18 protein-coding genes are annotated in these 19,974 nt (G+C 72.8%); 7 read left to right on the top strand and 11 right to left on the bottom strand.

Annotation, left to right across the window (positions count from 1 at the left end):
- Positions 1-4: 4 nt before the first annotated feature.
- Both EOE48_RS19835 and EOE48_RS19830 read right to left on the bottom strand, forming a co-directional pair.
- A complete protein-coding gene (locus tag EOE48_RS19835) occupies positions 5-1,099 on the bottom strand; it encodes an efflux RND transporter periplasmic adaptor subunit (RefSeq protein ID WP_127732364.1) in 1,095 nt (364 codons plus the stop codon).
- Complete coding sequence (locus EOE48_RS19830; RefSeq protein ID WP_187371487.1) at positions 1,096-2,211, bottom strand: efflux RND transporter periplasmic adaptor subunit; 1,116 nt, start codon at positions 2,209-2,211, stop codon at positions 1,096-1,098. The genes EOE48_RS19835 and EOE48_RS19830 overlap by 4 nt, the downstream gene beginning before the upstream one ends.
- 230 nt (positions 2,212-2,441) lie before the next feature.
- On the opposite strand from EOE48_RS19830, the gene EOE48_RS19825 reads away from it, so the two are divergent.
- The gene (locus tag EOE48_RS19825; protein WP_127732362.1) at positions 2,442-3,092 is read left to right on the top strand and encodes a TetR/AcrR family transcriptional regulator; all 651 of its coding nucleotides are present in this window, start codon (positions 2,442-2,444) and stop codon (positions 3,090-3,092) included.
- Between the two features lie 3 nt (positions 3,093-3,095).
- Here the strand turns inward: EOE48_RS19825 and EOE48_RS19820 are convergent, their stop codons facing one another.
- From EOE48_RS19820 to EOE48_RS19785, 8 genes are all read right to left on the bottom strand, one after another.
- Complete coding sequence (locus tag EOE48_RS19820) at positions 3,096-4,262, bottom strand: AI-2E family transporter (protein ID WP_127732360.1); 1,167 nt, start codon at positions 4,260-4,262, stop codon at positions 3,096-3,098.
- A gap of 186 nt (positions 4,263-4,448) precedes the next feature.
- Entirely contained in the window at positions 4,449-5,312 is an 864-nt protein-coding gene (locus tag EOE48_RS19815; RefSeq protein ID WP_127732358.1) for an outer membrane protein, read from the bottom strand.
- 123 nt (positions 5,313-5,435) lie between these two features.
- Positions 5,436-6,761: a bifunctional folylpolyglutamate synthase/dihydrofolate synthase gene (locus tag EOE48_RS19810; protein WP_127732356.1), complete on the bottom strand. Its 1,326-nt coding sequence runs from the start codon at positions 6,759-6,761 to the stop codon at positions 5,436-5,438.
- A gap of 168 nt (positions 6,762-6,929) precedes the next feature.
- A complete protein-coding gene (accD, locus tag EOE48_RS19805; RefSeq protein WP_127732500.1) occupies positions 6,930-7,841 on the bottom strand; it encodes an acetyl-CoA carboxylase, carboxyltransferase subunit beta in 912 nt (303 codons plus the stop codon).
- Between the two features lie 29 nt (positions 7,842-7,870).
- Complete coding sequence (gene trpA, locus EOE48_RS19800) at positions 7,871-8,701, bottom strand: tryptophan synthase subunit alpha (protein ID WP_127732354.1); 831 nt, start codon at positions 8,699-8,701, stop codon at positions 7,871-7,873.
- A 164-nt stretch (positions 8,702-8,865) separates the two neighbouring features.
- Complete coding sequence (locus EOE48_RS19795) at positions 8,866-9,357, bottom strand: GNAT family N-acetyltransferase (RefSeq protein WP_127732352.1); 492 nt, start codon at positions 9,355-9,357, stop codon at positions 8,866-8,868.
- A gap of 196 nt (positions 9,358-9,553) precedes the next feature.
- Positions 9,554-10,498: an ABC transporter ATP-binding protein gene (locus EOE48_RS19790; RefSeq protein WP_127732350.1), complete on the bottom strand. Its 945-nt coding sequence runs from the start codon at positions 10,496-10,498 to the stop codon at positions 9,554-9,556.
- 10 nt (positions 10,499-10,508) lie between these two features.
- Positions 10,509-10,838 carry a hypothetical protein gene (locus tag EOE48_RS19785; protein ID WP_127732348.1) on the bottom strand — a complete coding sequence of 110 codons (330 nt, stop codon included), beginning with the start codon at positions 10,836-10,838 and terminating at the stop codon, positions 10,509-10,511.
- A gap of 157 nt (positions 10,839-10,995) precedes the next feature.
- On the opposite strand from EOE48_RS19785, the gene EOE48_RS19780 reads away from it, so the two are divergent.
- From EOE48_RS19780 to EOE48_RS19755, 6 genes are all read left to right on the top strand, one after another.
- Complete coding sequence (locus EOE48_RS19780; protein WP_127732499.1) at positions 10,996-11,634, top strand: LysE family translocator; 639 nt, start codon at positions 10,996-10,998, stop codon at positions 11,632-11,634.
- Positions 11,635-11,687: 53 nt separating this feature from the next.
- The gene (gene ligA, locus EOE48_RS19775) at positions 11,688-14,171 is read left to right on the top strand and encodes an NAD-dependent DNA ligase LigA (protein WP_127732346.1); all 2,484 of its coding nucleotides are present in this window, start codon (positions 11,688-11,690) and stop codon (positions 14,169-14,171) included.
- 47 nt (positions 14,172-14,218) lie between these two features.
- Entirely contained in the window at positions 14,219-15,070 is an 852-nt protein-coding gene (locus tag EOE48_RS19770) for a 3'-5' exonuclease (protein WP_127732344.1), read from the top strand.
- A gap of 112 nt (positions 15,071-15,182) precedes the next feature.
- Complete coding sequence (locus EOE48_RS19765) at positions 15,183-15,650, top strand: type III secretion system chaperone (protein WP_127732342.1); 468 nt, start codon at positions 15,183-15,185, stop codon at positions 15,648-15,650.
- A gap of 10 nt (positions 15,651-15,660) precedes the next feature.
- Positions 15,661-17,940 carry a protein kinase domain-containing protein gene (locus tag EOE48_RS19760; protein WP_127732340.1) on the top strand — a complete coding sequence of 760 codons (2,280 nt, stop codon included), beginning with the start codon at positions 15,661-15,663 and terminating at the stop codon, positions 17,938-17,940.
- Positions 17,941-18,094: 154 nt separating this feature from the next.
- Positions 18,095-19,549 carry an FAD-dependent monooxygenase gene (locus EOE48_RS19755; RefSeq protein WP_127732338.1) on the top strand — a complete coding sequence of 485 codons (1,455 nt, stop codon included), beginning with the start codon at positions 18,095-18,097 and terminating at the stop codon, positions 19,547-19,549.
- Between the two features lie 13 nt (positions 19,550-19,562).
- On the opposite strand, the gene EOE48_RS29965 is transcribed toward EOE48_RS19755, so the two are convergent.
- On the bottom strand, positions 19,563-19,949 hold the full coding sequence (locus EOE48_RS29965) for an AprI/Inh family metalloprotease inhibitor (protein ID WP_342791864.1): 387 nt from the start codon (positions 19,947-19,949) through the stop codon (positions 19,563-19,565).
- Positions 19,950-19,974 lie beyond the last annotated feature (25 nt).

The raw sequence follows: 19,974 nt of genomic DNA, 5'->3' as shown, positions 1-19,974 counted from the left end.
CGGTTCAGAGCGGGGACGGGGGCAGTCGGACGGCCTGACCGTCCTCGAGGCTGTGGGCGCCGGCGACTGCGACCCGCTCGCCGGCCTTGAGTCCGTCGGCGAGGGTCACGCTGGCGCCGTCGCGGCCGATCACCGTCACCGGGCGCAGCGCGACCGTGGCGCGGCCGTCGGGCGTCCCGGCGGCGGTCACGACCCAGACCCCGGTCCGGCCGTCGCGCTCCAGCAGGGCGGTCGCCGGCAGGGTGACCTGCGGGGCGATCGGCCGCTCCAGCGCGACCGTGACGGTGGTGCCGAGCCGGAACGCCTCGGGCGGGTCGACGAGCGTCATGCGCACCCGCCGGGTCCGGGTGGCGGCGTCGGCCAGCGGCCCGATCTCGCGCACCCGCCCCTGCGCGGTGATGGCGGGCGCCGCCTGGAGCGTGACGGTGAACGTCACCCCGGGCTTCACGTCGCCCATCAGCGCGTCGGGAATGTCGACCACCGCCTCGCGGATGTCGGGGCGGGCGACCGTCACCACCGCCTGCCCGGCGGAGACGACCTGCCCGACCTCGGCGCTCCAGGCGGTGACGACGCCGTCGAAATCGGCCTTCAGGGTGGCGTAGCCGAGCTCGTCCTCGGCCTTCTGGAGCGCCGCCTTGGCCTGCGACAGCCGGGCCGCGGCGGTGTCGCGGTTGGCGACCGCGGTGTCGAGCTGGGCCTGGGTGACGTTGCCGCCCTCGAACAGGGTGCGCTGGCGCGACTCGGTGGCGCCGGCATTGGCGAGCTGGGCCTCGGCGTCGGCGACGTCGGCCCGGGCCCGGGTCAGGGCGAATTGCGGCACCACCGGGTCGAGGGCCGCGAGCCGCGTGCCCTTGGCGACGAGGTCGCCGACGAACACGTCGCGGGCGACCATGCGGCCGGCGATGCGGAACCCCGCCTGGGTCTGGTAGCGCGGCTCGATCGAGCCGGCGAACGGCCCGAACGTCTCCGTGGTCCGGGGCGCCACGGTGGCGGTCAGGACCGGGCGCGGCGGCAGCGGCGCCTCGGCGTGCTCCTGGCAGGCCGCGAGGGCGAGGAAGGGCAGCACGAGGCCGACCCCGTTCCGGAAGGAGTTCCTCACAGGGCGCCCTCCCCCACCACGGCGACTTCCTGGCCCGGGCGCAGGAGCTGGATGCCGGCGCTCACCACCTGCTCGCCGCCCTCGACGCCCCCGGCGAGGACGAGGGCCGAGCCGGCGTAGCGGGCGATGCGGACCGGCCGCGGCTGCACCGTGCGGGTGGCCGGGTCGAGCACCCACACCGCCGGCCCGTCCTGCCAGCGGAACAGCGCGCTCCACGGCAGGGTCACGGCGTCCTGGGGGCGGAAGCGGCCGCGGCCGATCACGACGGCGCCGAGGCCCATCTCGGGCGGCACGCGGTCGAGACCGATCTTCACCCGCACGCCGCCGCTGTTGGGGTCGATCGCCGGCGAGATCTCCCGCACCGTGCCGGTGGTGCGCACCGCGGGGTTCGACTGGAGCACGATCTCGACCTGCTTGCTCTCGGGCGGCACCGCGAGCAGCGTCTCGGAGACGGTGAACACCGCGTCGCGCGGCCCGTCCTGGGCCAGGGTGAACACCGTCTGGCCGGCCTGCACGACCTGCCCGGCCTCGGCGTTGCGGGCGGTGACGATGCCGGCGACGCCGGGCGTCAGGTCGGTGTAGGACAATTGCTCGCGGGCGGTGCCGAGCGCCGCCTGGGCCGACTCGACCGCGGCCTGGGTCGTGCGCAGGGTCTGCTCGGCCTGATCGTAGGCGCTCCGGGTGGTATAGCCGCTGCGCATCAGCGTCTTCTGGCGTTCGAAGGTCAGCCGGGCCTGGGTGAGCTGCGCCTCGGCCGAGACCAGGGCCGCCTGGGCGGTGTCGAGGTTGACCTTCTGCTCCTGCGGCTCGAGGCGGGCCATCACGGTGTCGGCGGCGACGTGGTCGCCGACCTCGACCTTGCGCTCGGCGATCTTGCCGCTCACCCGGAACGAGATGTTGCTGAGGAACTTCGCCTGCACGTCGCCGGTGAGCACGACGGTGTCGGCGACCGGCTTGACCCGGGCCGTGACGGTGCGGATCTCGGCCAGACCCGGCCGGGACGGCGCCCGCACCGGAGCCTCCGCCGCCCGGTCCGGGCCGGCGGCGGGCACGGCGCCCGCCATGGCGAGCGTGGCGGCCAGAGCCGCCGGCAGGGCAACGCCCAGTCGCATCGTGGTCCTCGTCCTCCGGGCGCACGGCCTCGGCGCTGGATCGTGAAGGAGCGGCCGCGAGGGGGCGAGAGCGGCCGCTCCTTCCAGGAACCACGACCGTCCGGCCGCGCGTTCCTGTTCCTGGGCCCGGCGCGAGCCGGGCGGTGTTCCGACCGGGGGGCGGGCCTGCCGCTTGCCCCCGATGCGGACGCTGTACTATTGACTGACTGGTTGGTCAATAAGGAGGGGAGATGGAAGTGGCCCCGGCGGAGCGCCGACGCCGGCGCAAGGAGGCGCGGCCCGGCGAGATCCTGGATGCGGCGTTCGAGGAATTCTCGGCCGCCGGCTTCGCGGCGACGCGGCTCGAGGACGTGGCGAGCCGGGCCGGGATCACCAAGGGGACGATCTACGTCTATTTCCCCAACAAGGAGGAGCTGTTCCTGGCCACCATCAAGGAGCGGATGCGCCCGACGCTGGAGCACATGGAGGCGCTCACCGCCTCGCCGAGGGGCAGCGCGATGGACATCCTGCGCGAGCATTTCGGCTTCGTGTACGGCCGGATGGTCGAGGATCCGCAGGGGCGCGAGATGCTGCGCATGCTGATCGCCGAGGGCGGGCGGTTCCCGACCCTGACCGAGCGCTGGCACGCCGAGGTCATCAACCCGTCGGTCGAGGCGCTCCGGCGGGTGGTGCGCTACGGGATCGACCGGGGCGAGTTCCACGCCACGGCGGCGGAGGAGTTCCCGCACCTGATCTTCTCGCCGGTGATGATGGCCTGCACCTGGAAGACCCTGTTCGGCGACGCCCACCCCCTCGACATGGCCCGCTACCGCGAGGCGCATCTCACCATGCTGGCGCTCAGCCTGGAGCGGCGCCCCGGGGACGCCGCGCCGGGCGGATGACGCTCACGCCTCCGCGCTCTCCCCGAGGGTGTCCTCGACGTAGAGGCGGTCGAGCAGCACCTTGGCCACCGCCATGATCGGCAGCGCCAGCGCGATGCCCCACAGCCCGAACAGCACCCCGAGCAGGATCTGGCCGGCGAAGATCGTGGCCGGCGGGATGTCGATCGCCTTCTTCTGCACGAACGGGGTGAGGACGTAGCTCTCCAGCGCCTGCACCAGCAGGTAGACCGCGACGGCGCCGATCACGCCCTTGAGCCCCGAGGCGAGGCTCGCCAGCACGATGACGAGGCCGGCGACGAGCGCCCCGACCGTCGGGATGAAGCACAGGAGCCCGGCCTGGAGGCCGAGGATCAGCGCGCCGTCGAGGCCGAGCAGCGACAGGCCGAGCCAGACGCAGACGAAGATCGCCGCCATGATGACGAGCTGGCCGAACAGCCAGTGGCGCAGGGTCGTGCCGAGGTCGTCGGCGACGGTGGCGGCCCGCGCGCGGTGCCGCGGCGGGACGAAGCGCAGCAGCCCGTCGCGGTAGCTCCTCGGATCGGCGGCGACGAACACGCCCAGCACGATCACCACGAACACGTTGCCGATGGCGCCGAACACCCCGAACACGATGGTCGAGGCGCGACCGAGCACGCTGCCGGCATCCGACAGCAGGCTGCCGGGGCTCGGCAGCTCGCCGCCGAGCGGAGAGGACGTGCGCCCGTCCCCCGACTTGCCGCCTTCGGATTTGCCGCCGTCGGATTTGCCGCCGTCCCGGTCCGATTGCGGCAGCGGCAGGTCGATGCCGCGCTGCTTGAGCCACGTGCTGACCTCGCCCGCCTGCTGCTGGAGGGTGCGCCCGAGGCTGCCCGCCTGCTGCGACAGCGTCGCGCCGCCGAGGCCGAGGAGGCCGAGGAACAGGGCCGACAGGAGGACGGTCACGATGGCGAGGCGGACGCCGTGGCCGAGCGGCACGACGCGGCCGAGGTAATGGGTCAGTCCGTCGAGGAAGACTGCGAACAGCAGGCCGGCGAAGATCAGCAGCAGCGTGTCGGAGGCGTGCCAGACCAGGGCGAGCAGGACGACGAAGCAGACCACCCCGATCCCGGCGAGCAGGAGCGGCCGCGCGCCCGTCCCCGTCCGGTCGCCGGGGCGCGTCGGCCCCTCCCCGGTCTGCGCCCGTTCCTGCATGCCCGTCCCCCGTCGCGGACCGTCCCGCGCCGGACAGATAGGGCGGCGGCGCCCCGGCGGGCGCCGCGGCAACAAAAAACCCGGCCTCGCGGCCGGGTCCTCAATAAAAAAACCCGGTTTCGCGGCCGGGTTCCTGGACGCACCGTCCGGCGAGCGGGCTCGCCGGACGGTTCGTTCGGACGGATCCTACCAGGTGCCGAACTTGTAGTTCAGGCCGGCGCGGACCACCGCGAACTCGATGTCGCGGCGGGTCTGAGCCGTCTGGACCACGACGACGTTCGGGTTGGCGAGGTTGATCACCGCGCCGGCGTTGTTGACCGCGAACGCGCCGTTGAGGCCGTTGCCGCGATCCAGGTTCACGTACAGGCCTTCGACCTTCACCGTCACGGCCGACGACTTGAAGAAGTTCAGGAACGAGTCGGTGGGCAGGGCGTATTCGAGACCACCGCCGACGGTCCAGCCGGTCTTGAAGTCGTCGACCGAGGTGTTCGGCAGGCCGAAGTCGCGACCGCCACCCGAGCCGTAGGCGAAACCGCCGGTGGCGTAGATGAGGGTGCGGTCCCAGGCGTAGCCGAGGCGGCCGCGCACGGTGCCGAAGAAGTCCAGGCCCGAGATGCCGGCCGGGTTGAACACCTGCTGGGCGGCCAGCGGGCCGGTCGAGATGAAGCGGTTCCGGTCACGGCCGAAATCGACGTACTGGGCGTCCGCCTCGAGACCGACGACGATGCCGGAGCCCGGGGTGAACTGGTAGTTGTAGCCGATCTGGCCACCGCCGACGAAGCCGTCCGACGAGCGCTGGCCCGGGAAGGCGATCACGGTCGGAGCGACGACGAGGCCGGTGCCGGGACCGACGCCGACGATGGTGGCGCGGTTGTTGTCCTCGGTGGCGAAGCCGTAGCCGGCGTTGAAACCGGCGTAGAAGCCGGTCCAGGTGAACACCGGAACCGGCGTGAACACCGGCGGCGGGGCGACGCGGCGCGGAAGGTCGGCGGCCGAGGCGGCGGCGGTCAGCGCCGTGAAGGCTGCCAGCGAAGTCAGAAGCTTTTTCATCAGTGATCCCCCGAGAAAGTCCCTCATCGACTCGCAAGCTAGACCATTCCGGTGCTACCGGATGTAGCGCGGGGGTCACACCGAGGACGCGGCGACACAATCGCGCCCACGGCTTCGCGCCGCTCAGGCCGGGGGCGTGCCGTTGGCGGTGAGGACCGCGCCGGCGAGGTAGAGCGAACCGCAGATCAGCACCCGGGGCGGGCGCTCCCACTTGCGGTCGCCGAGGCCGGCCAGCGCCGCCTCGATGCTCGGCGCGGTCTCGGCGCGCAGGCCGATGCCGGTCGCGATGGCGGCGACCTCCTCGGGCGGCCGCGCCGCCATCTGGCCGCCGATCGGCACCGCCACGAGGGCGCGGGCGAGGCCGACGAAGTTGCGCAGGAAGCCCTCGGCATCCTTGGTCCCGAGCAGGCCGGCGACCAGCACCAGGGGCGCGTCGCCGCGCTCCTGCAGGTCGGCCATCGCGGCGGCGAGGATGCGGCCGCCATCGACGTTGTGGCCGCCGTCGAGCCACAGCTCGGACCCCGCCGGGACGAGTTGCGACAGCCGGCCGCGGGCGAGGCGCTGGAGCCGGCCGGGCCAGTCGATCGCCGCGAGCCCGGCCTCGAACGCCTCGGGACCGATGTCGCCGAAGCCCGCCGCGCGCAGGGCCGCGATGGCGGTGCCGGCGTTGACGATCTGGTGGCGCCCGGCGAGGCGCGGCCGCGGCAGGTCGAGCAGCCCGTCCTCGTCCTGGTAGACGAGGCGGCCGCGCTCCTCGTGGGCCGAGAAATCCTGGTTGCCGACGAGGATCGGGTTCGCGCCCGACGCCTCGGCGCGCTCGCACAGCACCCGGTCGGCGTCGGGATAGTCCTGCGGGGCGATCACCGCCGGGCAGCCGCGGCGGAAGATGCCGGCCTTCTCGCCGGCCACCGCCGCGACGGTGTCGCCGAGATACTCGGCGTGGTCGCGGCCGATCGGCGTCACCACCGCCGCGGCCGGGCGCTCGATGACGTTGGTGGCGTCGACCCGCCCGCCGAGGCCGACCTCCAGCAGCAGCACGTCGGCGGGATGCTCGGCGAAGAGCAGGAAGGCCGCCGCGGTGGTGATCTCGAACACGGTGATCGGGTCGCCGGCATTGACGGCCTCGCAGCGGGCGAAGGCCTCGGCCAGCCGGTCCTCGGCGACGAAGCGCCCGCCGCCGACCCGGCCCAGCCGGATCCGCTCGTGGAAACGCACGAGGTGGGGCGAGGTGTAGACGTGGGCCGCGAGCCCCCCCGCCTCCAGGATCGCCCGCATCGTCGCGATGGTCGAGCCCTTGCCGTTGGTGCCGGCGACGTGGATCACCGGCGGCAGCCGCCGCTCCGGATGGTCGAGCCGCGCGAGCAGCCGCTCGATCCGCCCGAGCGACAGGTCGATCGTGCGCGGATGCAGGGCGAGGAAGCGCGCCATCAGCGCGTCGGTGGACTCCATCGGAGGCGTTCCGTGCTCGGTCTCGGAGGGGAGCGGCGCAGTCTCGGTACGGCACGACGTCATGGGAGCCCCGGAGTCAGGGCGGCCGGTTCGGACGCGGCCGTGTCCCGGCAACTGGAGCGAAGACGAGGTCCCCCAACAATCCGACTTAAGGGCGGGCGCCGCCGATCAGGCGGCCTCGATCGTCTCCGGGGCGCGGGCGGGAACCGGCCGCTCGACCGGCGCCTGCATCAGCAGCCCGCACAGCCGCGCGATGGTCGGCTTCAGGTCTCGGCGATGCACGACCTGATCGACCATGCCGTGGTCGCGCAGGTACTCGGCGCGCTGGAACCCGTCGGGCAGCTTCTCGCGGATGGTCTGCTCGATCACCCGCGGGCCGGCGAAGCCGATCAGCGCGCCCGGCTCGGCGAGGTGGACGTCCCCGAGCATCGCGTAGGAGGCGGTGACGCCCCCGGTCGTCGGATTGGTCAGCACCACGACGTAGGGCAGCTTGGCGGCGTTGAGCCGGCGCACCGCCACGGTGGTGCGCGGCATCTGCATCAGCGACAGGATGCCCTCCTGCATCCTGGCCCCGCCGGAGGCGGCGAACAGCACGTAGGGCGTGCGCTTGTCGAGCGCCGTCTCGGCACCGCGCACGAAGGCCTCGCCGGCCGCCATGCCGAGGGAGCCGCCCATGAAGCCGAAATCCTGCACCGCCAGCGTCATCGGCAGGCCGCCGACCCGGCCGAACCCGACCTTGAAGGCGTCGGTCATGCCGGTCTTGGCGCGGGCGTCCTTCAGCCGGTCGGCGTAGCGCTTCTCGTCGCGGAACTTGAGCGGGTCGGCCGCCACCTCGGGCAGCGGCACGTCGAGCCAGGTGCCCTCGTCGAACATCGTCTTGAGGCGCTGCTGCGCCGTCATGCGCAGGTGGTGCTCGGAGCCCGGGATCACCCAGAGATTGGCCTCGACCTCCTTGTGGAAGACCATCTGGCCGGTCTCGGGGCACTTGACCCACAGGTTCTCGGGCGTCTCGCGCTTGAACAGCGTCTTGATCTTCGGGCGGACGACCTCGGAGATCCAGTTCATCGTCTCGACCTTCATCACGGTCGAACCTCCATCCACGAGGGCGATCAGGCGGCCTCGACCGAGCGCACGCCGGCGGCGAGGTCCCGCACCAGGGCGGCGACCGCCTCGACGCTGCCGGCGGTGGCGCGGCCCTCGCCGTCGAGGGAGCGCGCCAGGGCGTCGACCAGGGCCGAGCCGACCACGACGCCGTCGGCGCCGCGGGCGATGGCGGCGGCGTGCGCGCCGGTCTTGACGCCGAAACCGACCACGACCGGGAGCGGCGTCTGCGCCCGGATGCGGGCGACGGCCTCGGCGACCTTACCGAAATCGGGCGTCGCCGAGCCGGTGATGCCGGTGATCGACACGTAGTAGACGAAGCCCGCGGTGTTGGCGAGGACGGCCGGCAGGCGGGCCGCGTCGGTCGTCGGGGTGGCGAGGCGGATGAAGGCGAGCCCGGCCTCCCGCGCCGGCAGGCACAGCTCGTCGTCCTCCTCCGGCGGCAGGTCGACGACGATCAGCCCGTCGATGCCGGCCTCCGCGGCGGTCTTCAGGAAGCGGTCGACCCCGTAGATGTAGATCGGGTTGTAGTAGCCCATCAGCACGATCGGCGTGCGGGTGTTCCCCTCGCGGAAGCGCCGGACGACGTCGAGGGTCTTCTCCAGGGTCTGGCCACCCTTGAGCGCCCGCAGGCCGCCGGCCTGGATCGCCGGCCCGTCGGCCATCGGGTCGGTGAAGGGCAGGCCGAGCTCGACGATGTCGGCCCCGGATTCCGGCAGCGCCTTCAGCACCGCGAGCGAGGTGTCGAGGTCGGGGTCGCCGGCCATGACGTAGGTGACGAGGGCGGCGCGGCCCTCCGCGCGGCAGCGGGCGAAGGCGTCGTCGAGGCGGGTGGTCATGCGGTCTCTCAGGCCTCCGGGAGCGGCGGCCCCCGTGTCCGTCACGCTCGGGCTCGGTGCGGGGCGAAGCCGCCGCGCTACACCATTCAGGGGCCGAGGTGAAGCCGGCCGTGATCCGCCGGCTGGCAGCCCGAGAGATCGGCCGGGCGCGTCACGATGGGGCGTCAGCTCAAGTCGAGTCGATAAAAGCGCGTGTCCACGGCCATTCGCGGGAACGAGGGCGGGAGGACCTCCACCGGCACGGGATGGAACCCGTTCTTCTCGTAGAAGCGGTGCGCAGCGAGAAAGCGATCGGTGGTACCCAGATAGATCTCTTGCAGGCCACGCGCTCTGGCTTCGGAAAGCAAGTGGTGCAGCAAGCCGTGGGCGACACCGTGGTCGCGCCCACGAAAGTCGGATGCCACGAACATCTTGCGAAGCGCGCCCTGTCCCGACCCGATGTCTTTGAGACCGATCGTGCCGACGAGCCGGCCATCGATCTCCGCGACGAAAAAATCGCCGTTCCCAACCTGATAGAAGCCGGGAATGTCATGCAGGTCGGGCTGGTCCGACTCTGTGATCGCGATGCCGAACTCTTCTCGTTGAATCGGCAGGATGACGTCGATGACGGATCGCACGTCCACGGGGCTGAACCTGCGCACCTGAAGCGAGTTCATGACGTCAACCTATCATCGATGCCAACCCGCATGAAGACGAAAAGGCATGAACGGCCTCGCCTTCCGCAGGAATCGAGCGCGAGCTTGTCTTTGTCTGGCCCAGACAGAATTTGCGAAAGGGAGCATTCGCACGGCACTCACGATACCTGCAAGCCCTATTCTCCTACTCGCAACGATCGCCCCTTGCGAGCCGCCGTCAGGGACTATCACGGGTTGGGGCGACCGCCGCAGCCCTCAGGGACGTGAGCGTGACGCTTCCCTCCGTTGCGAGCCCGACGCGCTCCGAACCACCGGCGAGGAGGAGGCCGAGCGCATCCTTCAGGGAAGCGCCGCCGGGCAGGCGCGGGGCATCATCGGTCGCCTTCTCCGGTGAACGGGCTGCCGTGGCGGGGATGAGGGCGAGACGTCGGAGCCAGCGGTCGGCGCCGACGAACTCCTCCACGAAGGCGTCGGCCGGGCGGGCGAGGAGGTCGGCCGGGGCCGCGTCCTGGACCAGCCGCCCGTCGCGCATCAGCGCGACCCGGTCGCCGAGCCGCACCGCCTCGTCGAGGTCGTGGGTAACGAGGAGGACGGTCTTGCCGAGGCGGCCGAGGATCTCGCCGATCTCGGCCTGGAGCCGAACGCGGCCGAGGGGATCGACGGCGCCGAACGGCTCGTCCATCAGCAGCACCGCCGGGTCGGCGGCGAGCGCCCGGGCGACGCCGACCCGCTGGCGCTGCCCGCCCGAGAGCTCGTCCGGCCGCCGGTCGCGGTAGGCGGCGGGCTCCAGGCCGACGAGGTCGAGCATCGCGTCGACCCGCTCGCGGATGCGGCGCTTCGGCCAGCCAAGCAGGCCCGGCACGGTGGCGACGTTCTGCGCCACGCTCCGGTGCGGAAACAGGCCGACGCCCTGCAGCACGTAGCCGATGCGCCGGCGCAGGGCGACCGGATCGAGGCCGGCCACGTCCTCGCCGCCGACCAGCACCCGCCCGGCATCGGGGTCGACCAGCCGGTTGACCATCCGCAGCAGGGTGGACTTGCCGCAGCCGGACGGGCCGATCAGCGCCAGGGTGGCGCCCTCCGCCACGGTCAGGTCGATGCCGGCGACCGCGGGCCGCGCCTGCCCCGGATAGGTCTTCGCGACGCCCTCGAAGCGGATCATCGCCGGCCGATCAGCAGCCCTGGCAGATCGAGCCGAGGGTGCGCTTCATCCGCGAGTCCCACGCCTTGTCGCGGGCCTCGGCGGCGGCCTGCGCCTTGCGGGCGGCGGCATTGGCCTTGGCCATCGCGGCCTTGTCGGTGGCCGCCGGCGTGCCCAGGGCCGCCTCGGGGGCGGCCGGGGCCGCCGCGACGCGGGGCGGGCGCCGGCGCGACGGGGCCGCGGCGTCGGCGGCGGACGCGCCGGGTCCGGGCAAAGCCGCCGGGACGGTCACGGCGGTCTGGGCCAGGGCGGGACCGCCCGCGAGGGCGAGGGCGAGCAGGAGGGCGGAGCGAACGGGCATGGGTTCCTCGGGCGGCCGGACGGGCGGTCGGAGCATCTGACCCTGAAGGGGCACGTCCATGGGGCGGTTTCAAGACATCCGGAGGTTGATTGCCCTGCGGCATCGTCGATGCCACAGACGTCGCCCGTCAGCCCCTCGTCCGAAAGTCGTCCCCGTGATGCCGGATCCGGCCTGGATCACCGCCGTCACGCTGTTCGCGATCTCGACCAGCGTGTCGCCCGGCCCCAACAACCTGCTGCTGGTCGCCTCCGGCGCCCGGTTCGGCTTCGCCCGCACCCTGCGCCACGTCATGGGGATTGCGGTCGGCTTTCCCGTGATGGTGCTGGTCGTCGGGCTCGCCCTCGGCGGCGTGTTCACCGCCCTGCCGTGGCTGCACGACGTGCTGGCGGTGATCGGCATCCTCTACCTGCTCTATCTCGCCTGGACGCTGCTCGGCTCGGCCGGGGACGGGCCCTCGGAAAGAACCGCCGCACGGCCGATCGGCCTCGTCGAGGCGGCCCTGTTCCAGTGGGTCAACCCGAAGGCCTGGATCATGGCGACGACGGCGATCACCGCCTACACCGCCGGGGTCGACTTCGCGGCGGCTCTCGCCGGGATCGTGGCGATCTTCGGCCTTGTCGGCTGCGGCTCCAGCGCCCTGTGGGCGGGGGCCGGCACGGTGGTGGCGCGCTGGCTGAACACGCCGGGGCGCCGGCGCCTGTTCAACGCCGTGCTCGCGGCGATGCTCGCCGCCTCGGTGCTGCCGATCGTCCTGGATCTCGTCGCGGCGCACGGCCCCGGTTTCGTACCACGGTAGGCATTCGGGGGTAGGATCCGGCGAGTCGCCAACGAATCGCGTATCCAGTGCCCATGCCCGCATCCACCGACGCCGCCGTCGAGACCCTCACCGCCGAGGAGGCCGCCGCGGCCCACGCCGCCCTCTCGGCCGTGATCGCCGAGCACGACCGCCGCTACCACGGCGAGGATGCCCCCACCATCTCGGACGCCGAGTACGACGCCCTGCGCCGCCGGCTGGAGCGGATCGAGGCGCAGTTCCCCGACCTTGCCGGCACCGGCGCGGCCTCGGCGCGGGTCGGTGCGAAAGCGTCGGAAAAGTTCGCCAAGGTGCGCCACGCGGTGCCGATGCTGTCGCTCGGCAACGCCTTCGCGGACGAGGAGATCGGCGAGTTCGTCGAGCGGGTGCGCCGCTTCCTCGGCCTGCCGCCCGAGGAGCCCGTCGCCGTCACGGCCGAGCCGAAGATCGACGGCCTGTCGCTGTCGCTGCGCTACGAGGGCGGGCGCCTCGTCACCGCCGCCACCCGCGGCGACGGCGAGGTCGGCGAGGACGTCACCGCCAACGTGCGCACGATCCGGGACATCCCCGGGACCCTGTCGGGCGACGACGTGCCGGAGGTGTGCGAGGTCCGCGGCGAGGCCTACCTGTCGCATGCCGACTTCGCGGCGGTGAACGCGCGCCAGGAGGCGGCCGGCAAGCCGCTCTTCGCCAACCCGCGCAACGCCGCGGCCGGCTCCCTGCGCCAGCTCGACCCGGCGATCACCGCCTCGCGGCCGCTGCGCTTCTTCGCCTACGCCGCCGGCGAGATGTCGGCGCTGCCGGCGGCGAGCCAGTCGGAGCTAATCGCCGCCTTCGCCCGCTTCGGCCTGCCGGTGAACCCGCGCACGAGGCGCTGCCTGTCGGTGGAGGAGATGCTGGCGCATTACCGCGCCATCGAGGCGGAGCGGGCCGATCTCGGCTACGACATCGACGGCGTCGTCTACAAGATCGACGACCTCGCGCTGCAGAAGCGGCTCGGCTTCGTCGCCCGGGCGCCGCGCTGGGCGCTCGCCCACAAGTTCCCGGCCCAGCGCGCCGTCACGGTGGTCGAGGACATCGAGATCAATGTCGGGCGCACCGGCTCGCTCAACCCGCTGGCCCGGCTGCGGCCGGTGACGGTCGGCGGCGTCGTGGTGTCGAACGCGACCCTGCACAACGAGGATTACGTCCGCGGCCTCGGGCCGGAGGGCGAGGTGATCCGCAGCGGCATCGATATCTGGGACGGGTTCCGGCTGCGCGACGACGTCGACCTGTCGCAGGGCGCCGACGTGCGGGTCGGCGACACGGTAGTGGTGCTGCGCGCCGGCGACGTGATCCCGAAGGTCGCCGACGTGGTGCTGGAGCGCCGCCCGGCCGACGCGAAGCCCTACGTCTTTCCCGAGACCTGCCCGGCCTGCGGCAGCCACGCGGTGCGCTCGTTCAACGCCCGCACCGGCAAGCTCGACGCCGTGCGCCGCTGCACCGGCGGCCTGATCTGCCCGGCGCAGGGGCAGGAGCGGCTGAAGCATTTCGTGTCGCGCAACGCCTTCGACCTCGAAGGCTTCGGCGAGACGGTGGTGGCGGTGCTGTTCGAGGCCGGGCTGGTGCGCCAGCCGGCCGACCTGTTCCGCCTCGGGTTCGAGCCGCTGAAGGCGGCGATCGTGGCCCGCCGGCAGGCGCTCTCGGCCGAGCGCGCCGCCGCCGCCGGCAAAGCCCCCGAAGTCAAGAAGAAGGGCAAGAAGGACGACGAGGACAAGGCGATCCGCAACCTGCTCGACGCCCTGGAGGCGCGCCGGACGATCCCGCTCAACCGGCTGATCTTCGCGCTCGGCATTGAGCAGGTCGGCGAGGCGACCGCCAAAGCGTTGGCGAAGCGCTTCCCCGACATGCCGGCCCTGATCGAGGGGGTGCGGGCGGCGGCCGCCTGCCAGCCCGGCCCGGACTGGATCGCGCTCGCGGGCCTCAACCGGGTCGGCGCCGGCACCCGCGACCGGCTGCTCGCCGCGGCGGCGGCCGATCCGGCGGCGGACCTGCTCGCCGAGGGCGTGGTCGCGCGCCTCAGCGCGCACCAGCGCGAGGCGCTGCTGGAGGCCTACGGCGACGCCGCCGGAGTGCGGGCGGCGGTGGACCGGGCCCGCCTCCAGGAGCCCGGCGACGCCTATCGCCACCTCGCGGACGATGGCGAGATCGGCGCGGTCACCACCGATTCGCTGATCCAGTTCTTCGCCGAGGCCCACAACGTCGCCGCCGTGGAGGCGCTGATGGAAGAGGTCTCGACGCAGGAGCGGGCGGCGCCGGCCGCCGCCGCGGCGTTCGACGGCAAGACCGTGGTGTTCACCGGCACCCTGGAGCGGATGACCCGCAGCGAGGCCAAGGCGACCGCCGAGCGCCTGGGCGCCAAGGTCTCGGGCTCGGTCTCGGGCAAGACCGACCTCGTGGTGGCCGGGCCGGGCGCCGGCTCGAAGCTGAAGGACGCCGAGAAGCACGGGGTGCGGGTGGTGAGCGAGGAGGAGTGGCTCGCCATGGTGCAGGCGGCCTGACGCCCGCCCGCCCGAAATCCGGCCCAATCCCCGGATAGCCGCCGGCCATGAAGGTCATCGCGATCGATTTCGAGACGGCGAACGAGCGCCGCGACAGCCCGTGCGCGGTCGGCCTCGCCTGGATCGAGGAAAACCGCGTGGTGCGCCGGCACGCGAGCCTGATCCGCCCGGCGGAGATGCGGTTCCTGCCCGGCAATATCGGCGTCCACGGCATCCGCCCGCGGGACGTCGAGGACGCACCGGCCTTTCCCGAGGCGATGGCGGCTCTCCTGCCCGAGATCGACGGCGCGTTGGTGCTCGCCCACAATGCGAGCTTCGACGTCGGGGTGCTCGCCGCGACGCTCGCCGCCTACGGCCTGCCGCAGCCGGCCTACACCTCGCTGTGCACGCTCCAGCTCGCCCGGCGCCTGTGGCCGGGCCAGCCGCGCTACCGGCTCTCGGCGCTGGCCGAGCGGGTCGGCGTGACGTTCCGCCATCACGATGCCGGCGAGGACGCCTATGCCTGCGCCGAGATCGCGCTCGCGGTCCAGCGCGAGGCCGGCGCCGCCGACCTACCGGCGCTCGCCCGTCAGACCGGGCTCGCCCGCATCCAGGCGCCGCGGGCCGCCCGCAGCGAGGCCGGCCTCGCCGCCCGGGCGCTGCGCGCGGTCGCCGCGCCGGCGTCTCGGACGGCCCAGGAGATCCGCTTCGTCGTGCGCGGCAGCCGCGGCACGCCCTACGACGTGACGCTGGTGAAGGGCCGCGACGGCTACCGCCTGCGCTGCACCTGCGTCGGCGCCCGCTTCCGCCCCGATTGCCGCCACGTCGTCGCGCTCGCCAACGGCGAGGTCGAGCACCTCATCTCGGGCGACCTCGCGGCGGTCGCGGCCCTGCCCGCGCTGCTCGGCCTCGACGGCTGAGTCGTTCGCCGGGACCCCCGTCGTCCTGTGTGCCGTTCGAGACTTCGCGCGCCTGCCGCCCTGCTATCCAGCATGAGCCGGCAAAGAGCTGCCGCCGAACGGGACGACGCACGTGGAACGGGTCCTCGAAGAGATCATGTCGCAGATCGGGCCGATGGATGACGACATCCAGACGGTGCTCCGGATGACCGACGGCCGCTGGATCGTCCGCTTCGGCGAGATCGACGTCGAAGTCGAGCACGATCCGGCGACCAACCGGCTGATGTTCTCGACGCTGATCGCGCCGGTGCCGCCAGGCCGCGCGGCCGAGGTCCTCGAGGCGCTGCTGCTCTACGCGATGGCCTGGCGCGAGACCGGCGGCGTGCGGATGGCCCTCAACGGCCCCGGCGGCGCGGTGGTGCAGATGGCCGACGTCTTCGCCCCCGACGCCGACGCGCGAACGGTCGTCACCGTGGCGCGCAACCTCGCCGGCCGCGTGCCGTTCTGGCACGACTTCCTCGTCGCCCAGTCGCAGGCCGCTGGCGCCCCACAGGCCGGCGCGCCCGGCTCCTTCGCCTTCGAAACCATGATCCGCGGTTGAGGAGCGTCCGATGAGCCCCATCCAGAACCGGCTGACCGTCACGACCAACACCAGCATGGCGGAGGCCGCCACCTTCCTCAAGCACGCCTCCGACGACGGCATGAAGGTCTACGGCCGGAAGGTCGGCGACACTATCGAAATCTATACCAAGTCCGGCACGTCGACGCGCCTCGCGATGCGCGACAAGTTCAGCGAGGTGATCGCGAAGTTCAGGAAGACGGACCTCCCCGGATCCCACTTCAGCACCAAGCAGGAACTCGGCCGCCAGGGGCTGGAGACCATCCTGTCGAATCTCCTGCGCGATGCCGGGCCGGGTGCGCTGAGCGAGAAGGGGCAGGTCGCCGGCAAGGCGCTGTTCGACAGCCTGCGCGAGCCGATCGCGGGACAGGGAGCCGGATTGACGGTCGCCACGGCGCGAACGGTCTTCAACATCCGGACGACCGAGATCGCCATGCGGGCGATGGCCACCCTGCCCGACGCCTCGACCCTGATCGGCAAGACGCCGCGATCCGACGTCGCTCCGAGCCTGGAGCGCCTCAGCGGACCGGCGCTCGGTTCCGCGCTGCCGGGCGCCGCGTTGGGTCTGCGAGCCGGCGCCGCGATCGATCCCGCGGCGGTCGCCGCGCTCTCCGGCGCGATCGCCGACGCGACGAGGACGAAGGCGTCGAGCCCCGCCGAGGCCATGGCCACGATGATGGCCGACACCGCGCCCCTGGCGGCGGAACTGACCGACGCGCTGATGACCCAACTCGACATGGCCAGGCCCGGTCACGGGATCTCCAGGGCCGAGGTGGCCGGCTTCGCCGAGGCGACAGTCAGGAGCGCGCGCGAGAACGTCTGCGGCATCGAGGTCGACGACGCCAAGGTCCGGGTCGAGTGGGAGAGAGAGCCCAGAATCGAAGACCCCGACGGGCAGGACCTGACGGTCGGCGTCGACCTCCATCCCGTGACGGTCGGCGGACGGACATACCAGCCCGAGAGGTTCCTCGCGCAGGGTGGCTTCGGGATGGTCTTCCAGTACCGCGCCGACGACGGAGGCAAGCTCGTCCTCAAGCTTCCGCTCGACCAGCCCCCCGCCCAGCCGGGCTCGGGCCAGGCCCTGCCGGACGTCCGCGAGATGACGGTCGACGAGGTGCGCGGCCATCTCGGTGCGCAGGGAGCCGGCCACGCGAACATCCTGCACATGCACGGCGTCGCCCTGATGCCGAACGGGCAGTTCGGCATCGTCATCGAGCACATGCCCAACGGCACGGCGAGCGATCTCGAGCAGAGGATGAACGCGCCGGGGCGCGTCGCCCCGGACGGGCAGCCGCCCGCCAGCGGGCAGGTCACCCGCGCCGAGGCCCAACTCGTGGCCCTGGCGACCTTCGCGGACATGGCGCGGGGCATGCAGCACCTGCACGACACCCAGGGCGTCGTCAATTTCGACCTGAAATCGCCCAACGCCCTCATCGGCGCGAATGGCGACGTCGTCCTCGCCGATTTCGGCACATCGAAGCTCGGCGCCTCGACCCGGCTCGTCGATGCTCCGAGGATCGACAACCTGTTCTACAAGGCGCCGGAATTCCAGTCGGCCACCCACGAAATCAAGCTGTGCACCAACAGGGTGACCGACAACTTCAAGAAGATGTTCGACCCGTCGAAGACCGATGCGAAGAAAAGCGACATGGGCCGTGATCTCGGCAACATCTTCGGCGAAAGCGTGCAGGAATCGATCCTCTCCCGCGTCACGCTGGACGAGAAGGTCGACACCTGGGGTCTCGGCATCTCGCTGATGGAGCTTGCGACCGGCAATCCGGTCCTGCACGGGACGCGCCTGCAGGGGAACGCGATGGAGAAGGCCATCGTCGACTTCGGACGCGGCCATGGCGTGGCCGTCGCGTCGACGGCCGGGGATTCGACCCGGCCGGCGCAGGGGTCGCTGTTCGCCTCGTCCGGGGACGCGCAGATCGACGACCTCGCCAACCGGCTCCTGGCGCCCGCCGCAGGAGACCGGATCGACATGGCGACGGCCCTGGCCCACCCGGCCCTCAACCGGCCGGGCCTGACCTCGCCCGAGCTGCGCGGCCTCATCGTCGCACTGGCGGGGGGCACGGCGGACGCGATCGACACGGCCCGGGCGGCCCTCGCGGCGGCGATCGCCGCCGCACCGCCGTCGGTTCCCACGGCCGCCGACCTTCCGGCCGCGCCGACCCGTCCGGTTCCCCCGCCGCCCGAGGGATCCGCCATCCCCGGCGGGTCGATCCGGTCGGTCGGCGACCTGCATGCCGAATGGACAGTCCGGGTCTGAGCGGGCGCGGCGCAGAACAGATCCTTCACCACGCTCGCCGATCCCGCCGGCCTCCGCCGTCGAGGCCGGCGAATCGGCAAGCATCGCGGGCGATGATGGCGTTCCGCGCCCGGCGACGGCATGGTTCCGGCGGGCGCCGTGAAGGAGTGGACCGATGCCCCCCATCCTCATCGCCGGGGCCGGGCCGGTCGGCCTGACCCTAGCGGCGGAACTGGCGCGCTACGGCGTGCCGGTCCGGCTGATCGACCGCTGCTCGCACCCGACCGAGACCTCGAAGGCGCTCGTCCTGTGGTCGCGCACCCTCGAACTGCTCGACCGGGCCGGCTGCACACCGGCCTTTCTGGCGGCCGGCCTGAGGGCGCACGGCGCCACCCTGCGGCGCGGCGGCAGCGTGCTCGGCCATCCGAGCTTCGAGAGCATCGCCAGCGCCTACAACTACGCCCTGATGATCCCGCAATCGGCGACCGAGCGGCTGCTGGCCGACCACCTGCACGGCCTCGGCGTCGTGGTCGAGCGCGAGGTCGAGCTCACGGGTTTTCGCGATACGGGCGGCGGGGTCGAGGCGAGTCTGCGCCACGCCGACGGCCGCGAGGAGACGGTCGCGACGCCGTGGCTGATCGGCTGCGACGGCGCCCACAGCACCGTCCGACACGGGCTCGGCGTCACCTTCGCGGGCGCGGCCCAGGGCGACGACTGGCTGCTCGCCGACGTGCGCCTCGCCGGCGACGGCACCCCGCCCGGCGACGAGATCGCCACCTACCTGCACCGCGACGGGCCGCTGGTGATCTTCCCGATCCCCGGCGGCCGCGCCCGGGTGATCGCGGTGGTCGGGCCCATCGACCCGGCCCGGCCGGACGCGACCCTCGCCGAGGTGCAGGCGGTGGTGGATGCCCGCGCCGGCGGCGGGATCCGGGTCGAGGATCCGGTCTGGCTGACGCATTTCCGCATCAACGAGCGCAAGGTGTCGGAGTACCGGCACGGGCGGGTCTTCCTCGCCGGCGACGCCGCCCACATCCACAGCCCGGCCGGCGGCCAGGGCATGAACACCGGCATGCAGGACGCGATCAACCTCGCCTGGAAGCTCGCGATGGTGGTGCGCGGGCAGGCGGCGGAGACGCTCCTCGACAGCTACAGCCCGGAGCGCAACGCCGTCGGCGAGATGGTGCTGCGCAATGCCGGCCGCCTCACCGACATGGCGACGCTGGCGAACCCCGCGGCCCAGGCGGCGCGCAACCTCGCCCTGCGGGTCCTGCTCGGCTTCCACGCCGTGCGCGACCGGATGGCCGCGACGATGAGCGAGATCGAGATCGCCTACGCCGAAAGCCCGCTCTCCCACGGCCCCCATGCCGGCGACCGCTGGCCGCCCGAGCACGATGCCGGGCCGCCCCCCGGCGCCGGCGCGACGCCGCTGTTCGTGCTCTACGCCGACGACGCCGCGCAGGGAGCGGCGCTGACGGCGCGCTTCCCGGGTCTGGTCGAGGCGGCCCCACGTCCGGCCGGCGAGCCGGGCCGGCTCGTCCTGGTGCGGCCGGACGGCTATGCCGGCCTCGTCGCCGATGCGGGCGACTGGGAGACCGCCGGGCGCTACCTCGCGGAGTTGGCGGCCTGACGCGGCCGACCGGTCACGGCGTCACGCGGCGCAGCACGAAGGTGGTGCCGATCTCCGGGTCGCGCCGCCAGCGGCCGTCGCCGAGCGGGATGAGCTCGACGCTGTGGCCGCGGCGGGCGACGAGGGTGAGGCGGCCGGCCTCGTAGCGCCAGGAGGCTGGGTCGAAGGTCGCGAGGCCGCCGTCGCGGCAGCCCTCCAGCACCTGCACCGCACCGTTGGCGAGGGAGAGCCGGCAGACGTCCTTCTCGAGGAAGCGGTCGAGGGTGTAGGTCCCGGCCACCGCCCCGGCGTCCCGCGGCGCCGCCGCGGCGGTCGTCGCCGGGCCCACGGCACCGGCCCCCGGCAGGGCGACCGGCACGATCGCCGGCGGCGCGCCCCCGCCCGGGGGGGGGGGCGGCACCGCCCGATTTCGGTCATGACCTGAA

The organism is Methylobacterium oryzihabitans (assembly GCF_004004555.2).
In the GTDB taxonomy this organism is placed as follows: Bacteria; Pseudomonadota; Alphaproteobacteria; order Rhizobiales; family Beijerinckiaceae; genus Methylobacterium; species Methylobacterium oryzihabitans.
The sequence above is the reverse complement of the archived record's forward strand: the minus strand, read 5'-3'. Positions and strand labels throughout refer to the sequence as shown.